The organism is Trichocoleus desertorum AS-A10 (assembly GCF_039962155.1).
GTDB lineage: Bacteria > Cyanobacteriota > Cyanobacteriia > FACHB-46 > FACHB-46 > Trichocoleus.
Window position 1 is genome coordinate 218106 of the sequence record NZ_JAMPKN010000001.1, and the last position, 15165, is coordinate 233270.

Sequence of the window (15165 nt, forward strand, 5' to 3'; positions counted from 1 at the left end):
TGGTCCACTTTGACAAATTCTCAAGTTCGTAGAGATTTATCACAGACCCTATCAATAAAAAAAGTGGGTAACGACCCACTCCCCATGAAATAGTTACTTTCATGAAATCACCGCTTGGATTTGGGTAGCCCCAAACCCACATGATTATAGTTTAGCGCACCCATTTTGGAATAGGCAGATGGGCCTAGATCAACCCTGGAAAGTCTGCATTGAGGCAGATTGATGGACCTACTTTGTTAGGAAATTGCACTTTGAAGCATGATTTCTTAGCCTTTACTTTTTAACAATTTGATGGAGCTGATGGGTTTGCTCTAGAACACCCTCCATATCTTCTTCCGAGAGGCGCTGAACGTAGTTCACTTTCACTTCCTCTAGGAGGTCGGAGAGCAGCCCTTGAATTTTATGCAGAGTCTGCTGGCTTTGCACTTCTGAGCCTAGGGCTTCGGCGAAATGTTGTACAAGCTGGCTAGAGAGTTGCGCTCCAACTGGGTCTTCTAAAGCAGCGACTAAAGCTTGGTAAGCGGTTTGAGTCACATTGGTAACCACTTGATCGGCAAGTTGGGTTGGCAAATCCCGCACCCCCGGCACTTGTTGCAAGCCTTGGTAGAGAGGTAACTGTCGGAGTCCGCTCTCCACGCTGTGGCGCAGAATAGCTTCGAGGTCAGGTTGAATCTTCGGCAGCACCTCATACACCACCAGCTTGACTAGCAGAGTGGCGATCGCTTCTACTTCATTCGTGTTGTTGATGTCGATGTAACCACGGGCGCTGGGTGAACGAAATAGCCAGCGTGTCACCTCGCCGCGCTGAACTGATCCCTGGATTTGGTTAATCACACGGATCACTACCACTTCAGTTAATTCTTCGGCGAAGTTGGCTACGAACCCACGATTGATCTGAGCGATCACAAAGTCTAAGTCAATCAGTTTGGCTTGATGCAGGCGAATAGTCACAGGAATAATCCGCAGCAACCGCCAAGAGGGCAACCAGAACCAAAAAGGCAACCATAAAAACACGTCATACCAGCGCCACAACATAGCATCGAGCCAACTGACACCTTTATGGCGGCGGCTGATATAAAAAGTCCGAGCTAAGAATTCCACGCCGAAAACGATCGCGAAAGGCAGATCAATGCGCCAAAAATAACTGACGAAATCTCCCGTTTCCCCCAGGGGCCGAAAATAGTTGGTTGCAATTAAAGGACGAATTTCTTGATTAAAGAAGTCAATTTCACCGCGCCATCCTGCTTGCAGTAAATGGTCTTGACTCCAAAAACGATTAAAGGATTGGCGAGAAGAAACGCGGCGGCGCTGATCGTAGATGTGCTCCCGCATCCGATTTTTGATTTTCTCCAGAGTGCCACTCTTGTCAGCGACTCGGAAGGGATCGGTATCAACCATTTCAGTGCTGAGATTACGCAACTGCTCTAGGTAAGGCTCGACCTCCGGAGAACTGATCCCCGTTTTCTCCACTTGCGCTTCCAAATCAGCGACGGCCTGCAAGTAATTTTGGGTGTCCCGATGCGGTTCAATCCCTTTTATAGGGTCATATAGCTTGGTTAGGTTTCCGGCAGGAGGAATCAGGCGAGGCAAGCGCAACAGGTAAAAATCTCGCAGCGGTATGTAACTCACGTCAAATACCACTAGCAGCAGATTAGCAGACGCCAAAATTGCCATCACTCGTTCAAACCAGAGGTTGCGACGAGCAGCTAAGCGCCGCCTGGCTATTTTCTGTGGTGATGACATGGCAGCAGAATTTTGAATTGACTTCTCCCTGAGTATGAAAGCCAGTCCAGAATTTCGCAATCGATATTAAAGTCCTGTTACGGAGCGCTTTGGTCAGTTGGAGAGTCCGTCCAGATCGGTAGTTGATTTACCACCTGTAGCGTTAAATCCACATATTTGGTTTGCCCTGCCTTTTGGGTTTGCTCTGGTAGGGCGATCGCCTCTCCAAAGTAACCCTTGGGACCATCATGGTCGTGAGGCCCGGTGTCATGGACACTGTAGCGGCCTTGCCATTGGGCTTGGTGAAATGGAGAACCGACTGTCCAAGGCCAACGTGAGGGAAATACAACTTGGCCGATGTCTTCAACCCAGTCTCGCTGGCCTTGCAGGTGATACACTCGCTCCGCCGCCCCGAAGCCATCGGTTCCCGAAAATACGCCACCCACGGAAACCACCAAAACTTTTGTGTCTAGCCACTGGTCCAGATACTCAGCCGCTCCCAAGGAAACCTGGGTGCCACCACTCGTACTCATCAAAATTATTTTCAAGGGTCGCTGAGTTGCTGGGGTGATGGGATGAGCCGCATTCATGCGATCGATGATGGCAGTAGCAATGCCTTGGTTGTACAGCGGGCCATAGCGATCGTCTGCGGAGATGGCAAAGCGCCACAAATTGCGAATTTGGATCAACATACTAGCGGCTCTTAGCCAACCATCAGCATTGTCAGCAAAGCGCCAGACAGGAGCTAAGAGCCGTCGGCCACCCAAACTTTCGTTGGCGGCAGAGTAAGGAAATACGTCTCGTACCGTGACGCAATCAGGATGTGCTTGATCTAGCTGATTGAGAAAATATTCTTCTCCAGGCGTGAGCTGGTTGGCGGAAAAGTCTCCGACCCCAGTCAAAAAGACGATGTAGCAGTTGATGGGCTTGCCAGAAGCCACTTGAGCGCGATCGCTAGGAACTAAGCGCTTGGCCGAGCTTTTCCTAAGACCTAAAGTCTCTGCACTTTCATTCAGCCACCAAATCAGAGTTCCCACAGGCGAAACTGTGCCCCAGACCAGCAGGATAATACCTGCCAAGGCCAGAAGCTTGAGGCTACCACCCCGCAGCCACAGAAGTAGACGTCCTACAAAGTTGAACATGAGTTGATTTTGTACCGTATCCTACTCAAGGCTGTCATCCATCACCAGTAGTAGCATCACTAGTAATAGGAGCCATTGTGAGTGAACACATAAGGGACCGAGAAACCAAGGCGACATTGGTTCAAACTCTTTGGAACGCGATCGCTTTGAATGCTGAGTTCTATGAAAACGCCTTAAACACATCCCGAAATCGTAGTATCGCTCGCGCGATCGTGATTTTGGCGGCTTTGTCGCACATGCTGGGCAGCGCCGTTATTTTGATCACAAATCGCGCCTCAATCCCAATTCTGGGCATCGCTCTCTTAATTGATGGTCTCGCAGTGGTCGCAGGTTACTATTTTTGGACGGCTACAATTTGGCAGCTTGGTCAGTGGTTGCGCTCTAGCCAGCCGACTTACCGCGAATTGTTGATTCCGATCGGCTTTGCCTATGCGCCTCAAGCGTTTAACTTTTTGACGCTGATTCCTTTGCTAGGCTCACCCATAGAATTTGTCCTTGCCCTCTGGAGCTTGCTGACTGTGATTCTGGCTGTTCGTCAAGGCTTAGATATCAGCTTGCGCTGGGCAGGATTAATTTGCTTAGTTGGTTGGCCGCTAGTTCAAATAGCCCTGCGTTCTGTCCAGACCTTCGAGCAATTTCTCGTCCAGGTAACTCAGTAAACGGCATGGCTCAACCAAGCGATCGCGGCGCGCTGTCCGTATTACTTTTTTAGATTAAGGGTTTTAGCATTAGAAGCTAAGCAATAAATCTAGGGGAACACAGCTCACGTCCACGTTTTAGAAATTTGTCTCTACTTCCACTCCTGCTAAGCCTCAAAAACGATGTCTAACCAAGCCTCTGAACAGCTTAAGCAAAATGCCGCACGCATCATGCAGATATGGGAGAAGCGGGCGCGTGATGAAGTCAGTGCCTCCATGCATCAAAACTCTTTGGTCTTGCGAAATTCGCTACCCCTTTACTTAGACCAACTGATTGATGAACTCTCAACCATAATCCACAGAACTCCTGACCGCATTGCATCCGACGAAGTAGAGAGCACTCGGATCGGCAAGCTGCATGGGCACGAGCGGGCGGGGTACGCAGACTACTCCATGAGCCAGCTAATTCTTGAGTATCACATCCTCCGTCAAGTTATCTTTCAAGTTTTAGAAGCAGAAGCACCTCTAGGTGTGCGGGAACGAGACATCATTATTGGCTCTATTGAGCAAGCTGTTAATGACGCTGCGACTCAATTTTCCCAGACGCTACGAGATGTTCAAGAGCTGTTTATGGTGACGCTAACTCACGACCTCAAAAATCCCATCAATGTCATCAAGATGGGAACCCAGTTGATTCTGCGCCGCCTGGAACGGGGGGACGCCCACATTGATGTGGCAGCGAGAATGATCACTGCGATCGATCGCCTCGACGCAATGATTCAAAATCTCCTCGATGCCAGTCGGTTACGGGCAGGGCAGAGTTTGAACTTTGCATTCGAAGAATGCGATTTAGAGATTCTAGTCCAGGACGTAGTGGAGGATTTGAACTTCACTTATGGCAATCGATTTGTTGTGGTCTCGGATTCTGGTGTCAGGACCCAATGTAGCCCTAAAGAAATCCGGCGAGTGATTGAAAACTTAGCAATTAACGCGGTGAAATATGGAGCCCCTAACACACCGATTACACTCACGCTCCAACAAAGTGAAACGCTGATCACCCTTACCTTGCACAATGAAGGTAATCCGATTGCCCCAGAGGCTCAATCCATCCTATTTCAACAATTTCGTCGAACCGTCTCTGCAGAGGATAAAACAGGATGGGGATTAGGATTATTTCTGGCCAAGAGTATTGTTGAAGCCCATCGAGGGACGATTGAGGTCCAAAGTAGTGAAGGCCAAGGAACCAGTTTTAGCGTCAAGTTACCGAAAATTTAGTTTTTCTTTGGTGAGCTAGCTTTTTTTTGAAGTGCTCTCTGGAATTTAGACTGCAAAAGGTGGCTGGGGATAAATGCGTTAGCATCTCTACTAATGTCAGCCGGAGCCCAGTCGAATTACAGCAACACTCATGGAGCAACCTACTTTATCCACCGAGGTGATTCTCACCCACCCACAACAAACCATTGGCAATATCCAGCTTGACTGGTCTCCTCAGCCTGGTTCTTACTTAGATTTGGACGGCAAAACCTATGCGGTTTTAGAGCGTCATCATCGCTATCAGCTTAGAGCTGGCCGTTACCAACTGCATAAAATCGCCCTTTATGTCCAATCTGCGCCACGCCCTCTAGAGAGAAGTTTAGTGGCAGGGCGCTGGGTTCTGGGCGATGCCAGTTGTCGCTTCAATGCTCAGTCTGAACTGATTCGTTGTGCGGTCAATCCTGAAGGCCCTTGTAAAGCTTGTCAGTTCTACGAGCAGTCGGTTTAGTCTCAAAACTCTTGGCCGTTGCCTAAGACTTCCCCCGCTTCTAAGCGAGCACCATTGGCAAAATCCCAGCCTGATTGCGATCGCTTTCCCGCTAATTTCACGTCTCGCAGCAACAATAAACCATCCCCCGTTTGCACAATCGGCCCCAAGCCTTTAGCAATCTGCACAACTGACCCTGGAGAAAGTTGCTGGGCACTTAGCTCCGACCACTCGGCTTCCAAGGCCTGGAATTCAGCGGGCAGCAGGTCCCAGTAGGCAGGTCCTAAGGGCAGGGTTGATTCAATCTTGAGGGCAGTATCCCGGAAGTTTGCCACACAGTTGGGAAAGAAACTGCGAATCTGATTGTGGAGGGCGATCGCCGATCGCGACCAATCTAACCAGTAATCTTGCTTCTGAATCAGGGGAGCGTAAGTTGCAGCCTCGGCATCCTGTGGGGTGGGTTCAACTTCTTGGCGCTCTAGCTTCAGCAAGGTTTCCACTAACAAATCCGCGCTCAACTTTGCTAACTGAGTAGCTAGCGTTTGGGCTGTATCGAGTAACCCAATTGGAGTCGTAGCCTTGAGTAGCATTGGCCCCGTATCCATGCCCGCATCCATCAGCATGGTGGTAATGCCCGTCTCAGCTTCACCGTGATAGAGGCACCACTGAATCGGAGCTGCCCCACGGTATCGAGGCAAAATGGACCCATGCCCATTTACACATCCCAGTCGGGGCATATCCAAAATCCGCTGAGAGAGAATTTGCCCATAAGCTACCACTACAAAGGCATCGGCTTGCAAAGCTGCTAGTTGCTCTAGTGTTTCAGGATCTTTTTTAATCCGCTGGGGTTGCCAAACGGGTAGCTGGTGCGCCAAAGCCACTGTTTTAACGGGTGAAGCAGTCAGCTGATTACCCCGCCCGCGACGTTTATCGGGTTGGCTAATGACTGCTACCACTTCAAACTCAGGATGATTGAGCAGCTGCTCCAAACTGGGAACCGCAAATTGGGGCGTACCGAAGAAAACAACTCTCATGCTTTGTGGCAAATTTTATTCAGAATCCACACTTTATCGGGGATCAATCACGATTTCAATCCGCCGATTCCGCTGACGATTAGGAGCACTGTTGTTTTCTGCTAAGGGATAGGCGGCACCATAACCAACTACCACCCAGTGATAGTCGTTGCCTAGGGTACTGGCAAGATATTGCTGGACCATTTGTGCCTGCTGAAACGAGGCATCTGGAACGACCTCTGTTTTACCTGCATTATCCGTGTGAGCCGCTACTTGGACTGAGGCTCTTGGGTAATTGCGTAAGTCTCCAACTATGCTATCCAGCAGATTGCGCGTCTGCGGATTTAATCCCGCTTGGCCTTGTCTAAACAGCAAATCACTGGGTAGCGTGACTGTTAAGCGATCGCCTGGATAAGTACCAGTGCTATTAATCGCGTTTGCGACGGGAGTGATCGCGGGAGCGGCAGCCGTGGTAGGAGCAGGACTCGGCAATTCTTGGCCAGATGCTGCTGCTAGCTGTTGAGTCAAGATAGCCAGACGGTTTTCTAAAGGTTCCGAACCTCGGTTTGTTCCTAGTTGGGTTTCCAAGCTGGTGAGGCGATCGCTTAACGTTTGCACACTCGCTTCTAGCTGAGCCACCTCTGTCTGGACTTGCTCTTGTTGGGTGGGGGTGAGCGAAGGTAAAGGGCTCACTTCCACCGTAGGGCTAGGAGCAACAGGCGCAGCATTAGACTGAGGCGAAGCACTCGGTTGGGTCCAAACTTCGGGCAACTGTTTGACCTGAGTCACCCAGTCGCTGGAACGGCGCAACACCTTTTCAAAAAAAGGCACTTCTGGATTGGCAAGCGGATAGAAAGTAGCGACTACTACCCCAGCCAGCCAAGCAAATCCCCCTCCCACCAGCAAGAGCAGGAGTCTAAAAATAAATACCAAAAGCGGCCAATTTTGCCTTGGTGGCATTGTCGTAGAAGAGTTTGCTTTGGAAACGGGAGTCACGCTAACTAATCAATCTAAAAACAATTCACTTGTGATGCTATCTCAACTCCGGGAACCAATTGAGCAAATTAGAATTTCTTCGGGAGTTTTCGAGGTTGGGCTAAGAAACGTTACGGTGCATGAAAACTTTGATGAACTGTAAAACCTCCTCCACCTCTGGTTGTTATACATAGTTAAAAGGATTGGCCCCAGCTCATAGGCGTTGCCCCAGACAATCGAACACGCCAGCTTGATTGGTTTAATGCTTCAACTCATATTACATCCAGCTTGGCCGGGCATTCGCTCTTAGCTACTGATGCGCTACTGATGCTGGTATTGCGTTTCCTGAGACTGTTTTTCCCATGCGCTCATCTTCAGTTCAACTTGATCCCCTCAATAGCCCCCACCCCATTCCCTGGAATTGGGTTCTAGCCAACCTGACGATAACCGAAGGCAGTGAAGCTGCTCATAGGCAGTATTACCGGAGTCAGTCTCTCATTTCTCCCGATGGACAGTACGCAGCCTACAGCCGAATTCAAATGCAGGTTCACCCAGACTTCGCTCAAAGTTGGGTCAGCAGCGTTTTGTTTCTGGAGAACTTGAGAACTGGAGATTTAAGAACAATCACTGCTTCTTCGCCGCTCTCCATGTCTGGTCAGCCAACGGAAGTTAATTCAGCGGAGGCAGCGGCAGGCACGATCGCGATTCTGGTTCCTATTGCTTGGTCTGCAACAGGCGATCGCATCTTAGCAAGGGAGTTTGAGTCTATTTTTGGATCAGATATTGCTTCGGACTACGCCGTCATTTGGGATCGCCAATTGAACCGTACCAGCACAGTGGCACCGACTCGGATTCAATATACCAATGCGGTCCTGCTCGGATGGAGCCAAGCTCACCCGGAACAAACCTTATTCCAAGCGGGCAACATGGGTGAGTCTTCTTGGCCCTTGTGGACCGTGGATCTCGCAGGTCAGACTACTGCCGCCCCCTGCGATCGCCCCCAAGTGTTTGGTCGCTCGGTCAATAGCATTTGGACAGGCCCCCAGTCACATCTGTAGGCCAAATAAGCGTTAGGGCAATCTCGCAATGCAATTACTGGTAGCCGCGCCAAGGACTGACTTGCAGCACCCCATTGGGCTTAAATACCACCTTAAAAGGGGCTAAGGAAGCTTGGTTAGCAGAGTTATTCTGAGCAGAATTATTCTGGGCAGAGTTGTTCTGAGCAGAGTCATTCTGAGCAGGGGCAGCATCAGACTTGAGCAAGGTGGGCAAAGGCGTATCTTCTACATAGTCAGAACCAGGCTGATTGACTGGCTCATAATTGGCGATCGAACCATCCGGTGCGACATTCACCCGGTAAACTAACTCCCGCTCAAAGGTAGGCTTCTCTTTCCAATTCCTGTCGATTTGGTCGTAGAGCTTACCAGTCAAATCTTCAATCGCCGATGAGTCAGTAATTTCTGAATTAGGGCTAGGTGGAGCGCTATAACCACCCCAAGGGCTGACTTGCAACACGCCATTGGGCCGGAAGACCACTCGGAACTGACCAACTGGCTCTTGCGCAAGGCTGCCACCATTGGCAGGAATGTACAGAAGGTCGAGCAAAGGAGTTTGCTGAGCCGCTCCAGTAGGTGTATTCTCAGCTTCTCTGTAACCCAGGATCGCCCCATCTTGGGCAACACTGACTCGATACACTAGTTCCTGCTCGAACTCTGGCTCTTGCTTCCAAGATTGGTCAATCTGGTCGTATACCTTTTTGCTCAAACTATCGAGTTGAGTTGGGTCGGTGATCTCTGGTGCAGCAGCCAGAGCCGCTTGCACGTCCTCTAGGTTGGGCTGAGTTGTACTAGCAGGACTAGGTGTTGTAGCAGCTGCTGGCGAAGTAGTAGGAGAAGTAGTAGGACTAGTTTGTAGGGCTGCGGCTGTCTGAGGGGAAGGGCTAGCGGCACCTGTGGGTGAGGGTTCTTGCGACTGACTAGTATTTGACTGAGGAGTTGGATCTTTAGGCTTCTGAACTTCAGGAATGGGAATGAAGAAAAGAGCTACAGCAGTAAGAGCCAAGCTGGATACCCCTATGGCAGCGGGCACTACTCGTTCCGCTGTAATCTGACGAGCCGCAGTATAGCGCTTCGAGACAGGGGCTAACTGTAGGGTCAGGTCGGGCAAGGTTTGGGCGTCGGCAAAAAATTGATCTATCGCATCCACCAGATCGAATAGCTGCACCGTGTTTAAATCGACCTGGGTGGGACGCGTTGTCTCTTTGGCTGCGTCTTCTGGAGGCTGCACAACTAAGCGATGTTGCTTCCGATCCACCCCCTGTATTTGAACAGCTGAGGAGGAGACAGGTAGGTGGATGCCGCTCAGAAACTCTTGGGCATAGCGGCTGACGGCAGCTACTAAAGCGACAAAAAAGTCACGTCCACCGGAGATGGGTTGCTCTCGTCCAGAAATCCGACACTCGGCGTTGATCAAAATCGACATCAAAGGCCGCATTTCAGCAGGATTCATGGAGGCAGTCGGATCGCTTAATCCTTCTAAAACCAGCGTGCAGTTAGGCAAGCTGTATTGACGTTGAATCGTCATTCTACCTCTCCATCAAACAAACTAATCCAAAACCGTTGCATACCAAAGGTGCCAGTGCAGAAGAGTAATTTGCCTAGTAAACTCAGCGCCAATTCATTCAATTTCTCATCGGAGCTGTAGGCTAGAACCCCAGCGCGTCGGGGGTTCATTCTGGCCCGGAAGTGCGCCCGGAAGCGCTCTAGGTAGTCATACAAACGGAAGTGATGCTCTACTGAAAGTTGCTTTTCTGTGAGTTGCTGATAGGCGAGCAATAACTGGCGAATCACCACGGTCAGGCGACGAGCTAAGTGACAGGCGATCGCGACGAGGGCCTTAGCTTCTACTAAGGTCAGGGGTTGGCGCTGGCTATAGCGACGAAGTGGGTTGGTGCTGCGTATGCGCCACAAAGCGACCCGATTCTTAATGATCCCCTGGAGTTCCAACTCCTTTGCCACCGACAAAATCGCTTCAGAGCCCCCTAAGTCCAGCGCTTCAATTGCCAAAAGCATTAGGTCAATTTCTAAGCGAGCTCGACGGGGACAAACGCCAGCGCTTAAGTCTGGATCGGGTAGATTCTCCAAGAATAAAGGAGCTGACGGGGCGGATAGACTCGTTGACGGCATTACGCTCACAGACACATTCATTCCAGCTTGCTAGACCTTAGGGGGTGAGATATCAGCAGCAACCTACCGATAGTTTAGAATTTTGCACTCAGAGCATCGGGGATGTGCCAATTTCTATCATTCCCCAACTCTACTTAGATTATTCGAACCCAGCGAATAACAACTCCAAATGTTTAGAATCAGCCAAAACTTTACAAACTTCCATTGTACGATTTCTGAGGCAACTAAATGATTGACGCTCTAAAAAGCTTATTCAAGCGATCGCAGCCAATTTCAGGTTCAATTAGACAATAGTTGCCAACTGCACCCTCAATTCTTACTCGCAATTTTATGGATCTGAAATCCCTCATTCGTGAGATTCCCGATTTTCCTAAGCCAGGAATTCTGTTCCGAGATATTACAACCTTACTGCGCGATCCAGAAGGGCTGCGTTACACCATTGACACCCTAGCGGATAAGTGTGCCGATTTGGGTGCGGACTATGTAGTTGGCATGGAATCACGAGGATTTATCTTTGGGGCTCCTCTGGCTTACAAATTGGGAGCTGGTTTCATCCCCGTCCGCAAGCCTGGGAAGTTGCCTGGTCCAGTTCACGCGATTGAGTATGAGCTGGAGTACGGCATGGATCGCTTGGAAGTGCATCAAGATGCCTTTCAGTCGGGCTGTCGGATTTTGATTGTAGATGACTTAATTGCTACAGGTGGCACCGCTCAGGCAACGGCCAAGTTAGTGCAACAATCAGGCTGTCACCTCGTAGGCTTTGGATTTATCATCGAGCTACGGGACCTCAAAGGCCGTGAACGGTTGCCCGAAGTTCCGATTGTGACCTTGGTTGATTATTAATACTAGGTTGAATGACTCTTTCTGAGCGTGGTGGGCTAGACTCTTTTGGGCAACGGGTAATCTCCTCAGTTACCAGCGAAACGGCTGTCTATGTCGTTAAGCGACTATTACAGGCACTGCTGACTTTACTGCTGGCATCGGCCTTGAGTTTCGCGATTATTCAACTGGCACCTGGAGATTACCTCGATACTTTGCGGCAGAATCCTAAGATTTCGCCGGAGAGAATCCAAGAGTTGCAGCAACAGTTTGGTTTGGATAAGCCAATGCTGGAGCAATACGGACGCTGGCTTTGGCAGATCCTCAAGCCTCATGTGGTTAAGGTGGGGCCAATTCCCCTGATTTTGCCCCAAGGGAATTTTGGCACTAGCTTTGTCTATCAGCGATCGGTGGCTGCTCTGTTATGGGAGCGAGTCGGCAATACGCTGTTGTTGGCGATTTCCTCGTTGGTGATTACTTGGGCGATCGCGATTCCTCTAGGGATTGTCAGCGCTGTGAATCAAAACCGGACAGCGGATCGAGTGCTACAAGTCATTAGTTACGTGGGCCAAGGGTTTCCCAGTTTCATCACAGCGCTGCTGTTGTTGATTTTGGCCCAAAATACCTCGCCGCTCTTTCCCGTGGGAGATATGACCAGCATCAACCATGATGATCTCTCCCCCATTGGCAAAATCTTAGATGTGGGTTGGCACATGATTTTGCCCACTTTAGCCTTGAGCGTCACGAGTTTTGCTGGCTTACAGCGCATCATGCGAGGAGAACTGCTGGATGTTTTGCGGCAAGACTACATCCAGACGGCACGGGCTAAAGGTTTGCCAGAAAACAAAGTCATTTACGTGCATGCCCTCCGCAATGCGATCAACCCTTTAATTACGCTGCTAGGGTTTGAATTTGCGGGTCTGCTGAGTGGTGCCTTTATTGCAGAATTTTTCTTTAACTGGCCTGGGTTAGGTCGATTGATTTTGCAAGCGGTGATTGCTCAAGATCTTTACGTAGTGATGGCTAGCTTGATGATGGGGGCTGTGATGTTAATCATCGGTAATCTATTAGCTGATCTGTTGCTCAAAGCAGTGGACCCCCGGATTCGTTTGGAAAATTTGAAGTAGCAAACGCCAGCAACTTAAGCAACTTAGTAGATAGTTACTCCTAATCTTCTCCCTGAGGTGACTATGCTTTCTCAGGTTTATTACATTATTCGCTCTAGACTCGATGGCAATTACCTAACTGCGAATTTTAGTCAAGGTTCTAGCGGTACTAAATCTAGTTACTTATTAATGTTTCGTGAGGACTTCGAAGCCTTAAGTTATTTAAACACTCATGCCTCGGATCTAAGCGATCGCTTTGCCGTGGAATCGATTCCGGGCACGCAAATCACTGGTTTAATGAAGCGTTGGGGGTTTGCAGGAGTTGGTATTGTCCAAGATCCACTCTTACCTCAGGTAGAGTTTCTATCTTCAGTCTCGTAACAGTTGGGTTTTCAAACGATTGTGGCTTCTCGCTTCGAATTTATTTCTCCAGAATCTATCCGGGTATAGATGCAGCAGAGTCACAGATTCCAGCAAATTAAGTGCAGGTCATTCAGGAAGTTAATCACAAAATTCCTGCTTAACAACACATAATAACTGTTACTCGGAGAAGCTCTATATGCAATCTATTCGCATCAACTTATCTGCTCTTCTACGTCCCGTGCGCTTTTTAGTAATTGCTTTTACTTGTGCATTACTGTTGGTAACGCAAGCCGCTCCTGCTTTTGCTGCTTCTTCTATGTATTCGGGCAGCAGCAGCCCCACCAAGGGTGAAGCTCAGCTCAAAGGTATTGAAGAGAAGTCTTACCAGGCGATCGAAGCAAACGATCCGTATGGAATAGAAAAAGAAGAAGTTGAAACCCAAGGTAAAGGCTTAAATGCGGCTCAGGGCGACGCTGATATTGACAAGATGTATCGTCCTTCCAATTCTCAGGATGCGGCTCCTTCGGTTGAACAAACCATCAAGAAGAACCTTGAAAAGCTTCAAGGTAAATAGCTTGAGTCGCTAGGGAGTCCTAAAGCTCACCTATTGTCACTACTGACATTCTTTCAGCCAATCTCACCTCTGTTTTAGAGGTTTCAAACTCTAGGGTAGGTTCCTGTAACCTGCCCTTTTTTTATGAAAATAGTTAAGGGATGGGCGATGAATTAGTTGATAAGGTTTTTCTTTTAAGAAGTGAGTTAAAGTCTGTGCCAGGCGTAACTAATTTAATTGCTCAACATAGTTAAGCACTCAAAAGGTTAATTTTGAGTTAAATCTAGATTGTCTTTAATGGATTTGAGACAAGCCTAGTGTCATGCAAAATAGGGATATTCAGTTGTGTGCTTGATTAATTAGTTACCACCCTGTTGATATACTCACCAATGGCTATGATGACTGAATCTCATTTGGACTTCTTAGAGCCTACCTTGTCTTTGGAGTCCACTCTGCAAGAATTACAGCTACACAACTTTCAAGTTAACTCTAATTGTCTTGGCTCAGAGGTTTCCCAAGTATTTGAACAGAACCCTTTGCTACCTGGTGTCATTTTAGTTGACTGTGGAGAGCTGATTGGTGCTATTTCACGTCGTAGGTTTCTAGAGCAAATGAGCCGTCCGTATGGGGTGGAGCTATTTTCTAAACGGCCTCTAAAGGTACTCTATAACTTCACTAAAAATGAAACCTTAATTTTACTAGGTGGTACTTCAATTGTGGCTGCGGCTCGGCAATCGTTAGCGCGATCGCTAGAGCTGATTTATGAGCCGATTATTGTACAAATAGAGCCTTCAGTTTACCGTTTATTAGATGTACATCAACTATTAGTAGCCCAAGCTAAAATTCATGAGTTGACCACTCAGTTACTCCATGAGCAAACTCAAGCTCAAATGATCCAGACAGAGAAAATGGCGAGTCTAGGTCGAATGGTGGCAGGTGTGGCTCATGAGATTCTAAATCCTGTAAATTTTATTTGGGGAAATTTAGGATATTTATCTAGATACAGTCAGGACTTGATTAGACTGGTGTCAACTTATGACCAGGAAATAGCTCAAGTTTCTCTTGATAGCACCCTAGTCCAGCAAGAAAAAGCAGAAATTGAATTTGATTTTTTACTTCAAGATTTGCCGCAGGTAATTGACAGCATGCGAATGGGCGCAGAACGCCTTAAAAGAATTGTGGGGGGCCTGCGCAGCTTCTCACACATGGATGAAGCAAAGCTTCGAGCAACAGATGTGCATGAATGTATTGATAACACCTTGCTGATTTTGGGTAATCGCCTGAAGTACGGCGTCGAGGTAGTGAAAAATTATGGAGATTTACCTCTAATTAATTGCTATCCCGGTCAGCTCAGCCAAGTGTTTATGAATCTGATTAGCAATGCCATTGATGCATTAACTGAGAAAACAGACAATAACACTAATGAGCAGAGGCTAAATGGAGTTTTAGCAAAACAGCTAGTTACAACAACAAATTCTTGGCAGCCGCAAATTAAAATTTCAACCACAGTTTTTAGGATTGAATCATCAGCATCCTCAAAATCTGATGAGTGGGTTGTGATTGAGATTGCTGATAATGGTTGCGGCATACCCAGTGAGATTCAAGCAAGAATTTTTGAAAATTTCTTTACGACCAAGCCAGTGGGCCAAGGTACCGGGCTTGGGTTAGCTATTAGTCATCAGATCGTGACTGAAAAGCACCAAGGGCAGCTGAGCTTGCGATCGCAACCTGGAGTCGGGACTGAATTTGAAATTCGGCTGCCCATTGTCTTTACACCCTAATGTCAGAGACTTAGCGGGTTAGCGATCGAAGTTGGCAAGATTTGAGAGATGTAGCCTATTCTTCCACGGATTCAACTATCAGAAATTACGGAGTAAGTTGAGCTGAAGGCATTAGAACTGAGTTAGT

The 15165-nt window shown here is 48.4% G+C and carries 15 protein-coding genes; 9 read left to right on the forward strand and 6 right to left on the reverse strand.

What is annotated here, in order from left to right; all coding sequences use genetic code 11:
* Positions 1-273: 273 nt before the first annotated feature.
* Positions 274-1743 carry a hypothetical protein gene (locus NDA01_RS00930; protein ID WP_348226544.1) on the reverse strand — a complete coding sequence of 490 codons (1470 nt, stop codon included), beginning with the start codon at positions 1741-1743 and terminating at the stop codon, positions 274-276.
* Between the two features lie 77 nt (positions 1744-1820).
* Entirely contained in the window at positions 1821-2864 is a 1044-nt protein-coding gene (locus NDA01_RS00935; RefSeq protein WP_348226545.1) for a hypothetical protein, read from the reverse strand.
* Between the two features lie 77 nt (positions 2865-2941).
* Here NDA01_RS00935 and NDA01_RS00940 point away from each other — a divergent pair, with 77 nt between their 5' ends.
* The 3 genes from NDA01_RS00940 (at position 2942) to NDA01_RS00950 (ending at position 5264) form a co-directional block, all read left to right on the forward strand.
* Positions 2942-3523 carry a hypothetical protein gene (locus NDA01_RS00940; RefSeq protein WP_431193274.1) on the forward strand — a complete coding sequence of 194 codons (582 nt, stop codon included), beginning with the start codon at positions 2942-2944 and terminating at the stop codon, positions 3521-3523.
* A gap of 162 nt (positions 3524-3685) precedes the next feature.
* Positions 3686-4777 (forward strand): sensor histidine kinase, encoded by a 1092-nt coding sequence (locus NDA01_RS00945; protein ID WP_348226546.1) that lies wholly within the window; start codon positions 3686-3688, stop codon positions 4775-4777.
* A 130-nt stretch (positions 4778-4907) separates the two neighbouring features.
* Complete coding sequence (locus tag NDA01_RS00950; RefSeq protein WP_348226547.1) at positions 4908-5264, forward strand: DUF6464 family protein; 357 nt, start codon at positions 4908-4910, stop codon at positions 5262-5264.
* Between the two features lie 2 nt (positions 5265-5266).
* Here the strand turns inward: NDA01_RS00950 and fmt are convergent, their stop codons facing one another.
* Together fmt and NDA01_RS00960 are read right to left on the reverse strand one after the other, a co-directional pair.
* A complete protein-coding gene (gene fmt, locus NDA01_RS00955; RefSeq protein WP_348226548.1) occupies positions 5267-6277 on the reverse strand; it encodes a methionyl-tRNA formyltransferase in 1011 nt (336 codons plus the stop codon).
* Positions 6278-6310: 33 nt separating this feature from the next.
* Positions 6311-7216 (reverse strand): OmpA family protein, encoded by a 906-nt coding sequence (locus NDA01_RS00960; protein ID WP_348226549.1) that lies wholly within the window; start codon positions 7214-7216, stop codon positions 6311-6313.
* 377 nt (positions 7217-7593) lie between these two features.
* On the opposite strand from NDA01_RS00960, the gene NDA01_RS00965 reads away from it, so the two are divergent.
* Positions 7594-8289 (forward strand): hypothetical protein, encoded by a 696-nt coding sequence (locus NDA01_RS00965; protein WP_348226550.1) that lies wholly within the window; start codon positions 7594-7596, stop codon positions 8287-8289.
* 34 nt (positions 8290-8323) lie between these two features.
* Here the strand turns inward: NDA01_RS00965 and NDA01_RS00970 are convergent, their stop codons facing one another.
* On the reverse strand, positions 8324-9814 hold the full coding sequence (locus NDA01_RS00970; RefSeq protein WP_348226551.1) for a DUF4335 domain-containing protein: 1491 nt from the start codon (positions 9812-9814) through the stop codon (positions 8324-8326).
* Positions 9811-10416, reverse strand: coding sequence for a DUF3038 domain-containing protein (locus tag NDA01_RS00975; protein WP_206755423.1), 606 nt, complete (start codon positions 10414-10416; stop codon positions 9811-9813). Before NDA01_RS00975 ends, NDA01_RS00970 begins: the two co-directional genes overlap by 4 nt.
* Before the next feature lie 330 nt (positions 10417-10746).
* On the opposite strand from NDA01_RS00975, the gene NDA01_RS00980 reads away from it, so the two are divergent.
* The 5 genes from NDA01_RS00980 to NDA01_RS01000 all read left to right on the forward strand — a co-directional run bounded on the left by NDA01_RS00980 (position 10747) and on the right by NDA01_RS01000 (position 15038).
* Positions 10747-11259 (forward strand): adenine phosphoribosyltransferase, encoded by a 513-nt coding sequence (locus tag NDA01_RS00980; RefSeq protein WP_190434225.1) that lies wholly within the window; start codon positions 10747-10749, stop codon positions 11257-11259.
* An 11-nt stretch (positions 11260-11270) separates the two neighbouring features.
* Positions 11271-12362: an ABC transporter permease gene (locus NDA01_RS00985; RefSeq protein ID WP_348226552.1), complete on the forward strand. Its 1092-nt coding sequence runs from the start codon at positions 11271-11273 to the stop codon at positions 12360-12362.
* 63 nt (positions 12363-12425) lie between these two features.
* Complete coding sequence (locus NDA01_RS00990) at positions 12426-12722, forward strand: hypothetical protein (protein WP_348226553.1); 297 nt, start codon at positions 12426-12428, stop codon at positions 12720-12722.
* Positions 12723-12900: 178 nt separating this feature from the next.
* Positions 12901-13278, forward strand: a complete 378-nt coding sequence (locus tag NDA01_RS00995; RefSeq protein ID WP_190555044.1) for a low temperature-induced protein — start codon at positions 12901-12903, stop codon at positions 13276-13278.
* Positions 13279-13652: 374 nt separating this feature from the next.
* On the forward strand, positions 13653-15038 hold the full coding sequence (locus NDA01_RS01000) for a sensor histidine kinase (RefSeq protein WP_348226554.1): 1386 nt from the start codon (positions 13653-13655) through the stop codon (positions 15036-15038).
* Positions 15039-15165 lie beyond the last annotated feature (127 nt).

Bases quoted from the DNA above. Each gene is read 5' to 3' on its own strand.
- NDA01_RS00930 (WP_348226544.1), bottom strand. From the start codon at position 1,743: ATGTCATCACCACAGAAAATAGCCAGGCGGCGCTTAGCTGCTCGTCGC.
- NDA01_RS00990 (WP_348226553.1), top strand. From the start codon at position 12,426: ATGCTTTCTCAGGTTTATTACATTATTCGCTCTAGACTCGATGGCAAT.
- NDA01_RS00970 (WP_348226551.1), bottom strand. From the start codon at position 9,814: ATGACGATTCAACGTCAATACAGCTTGCCTAACTGCACGCTGGTTTTA.
- NDA01_RS00980 (WP_190434225.1), top strand. From the start codon at position 10,747: ATGGATCTGAAATCCCTCATTCGTGAGATTCCCGATTTTCCTAAGCCA.
- NDA01_RS01000 (WP_348226554.1), top strand. From the start codon at position 13,653: ATGATGACTGAATCTCATTTGGACTTCTTAGAGCCTACCTTGTCTTTG.
- NDA01_RS00985 (WP_348226552.1), top strand. From the start codon at position 11,271: ATGACTCTTTCTGAGCGTGGTGGGCTAGACTCTTTTGGGCAACGGGTA.
- NDA01_RS00935 (WP_348226545.1), bottom strand. From the start codon at position 2,864: ATGTTCAACTTTGTAGGACGTCTACTTCTGTGGCTGCGGGGTGGTAGC.
- NDA01_RS00960 (WP_348226549.1), bottom strand. From the start codon at position 7,216: ATGCCACCAAGGCAAAATTGGCCGCTTTTGGTATTTATTTTTAGACTC.
- fmt (WP_348226548.1), bottom strand. From the start codon at position 6,277: ATGAGAGTTGTTTTCTTCGGTACGCCCCAATTTGCGGTTCCCAGTTTG.
- NDA01_RS00995 (WP_190555044.1), top strand. From the start codon at position 12,901: ATGCAATCTATTCGCATCAACTTATCTGCTCTTCTACGTCCCGTGCGC.
- NDA01_RS00945 (WP_348226546.1), top strand. From the start codon at position 3,686: ATGTCTAACCAAGCCTCTGAACAGCTTAAGCAAAATGCCGCACGCATC.
- NDA01_RS00975 (WP_206755423.1), bottom strand. From the start codon at position 10,416: ATGCCGTCAACGAGTCTATCCGCCCCGTCAGCTCCTTTATTCTTGGAG.
- NDA01_RS00965 (WP_348226550.1), top strand. From the start codon at position 7,594: ATGCGCTCATCTTCAGTTCAACTTGATCCCCTCAATAGCCCCCACCCC.
- NDA01_RS00950 (WP_348226547.1), top strand. From the start codon at position 4,908: ATGGAGCAACCTACTTTATCCACCGAGGTGATTCTCACCCACCCACAA.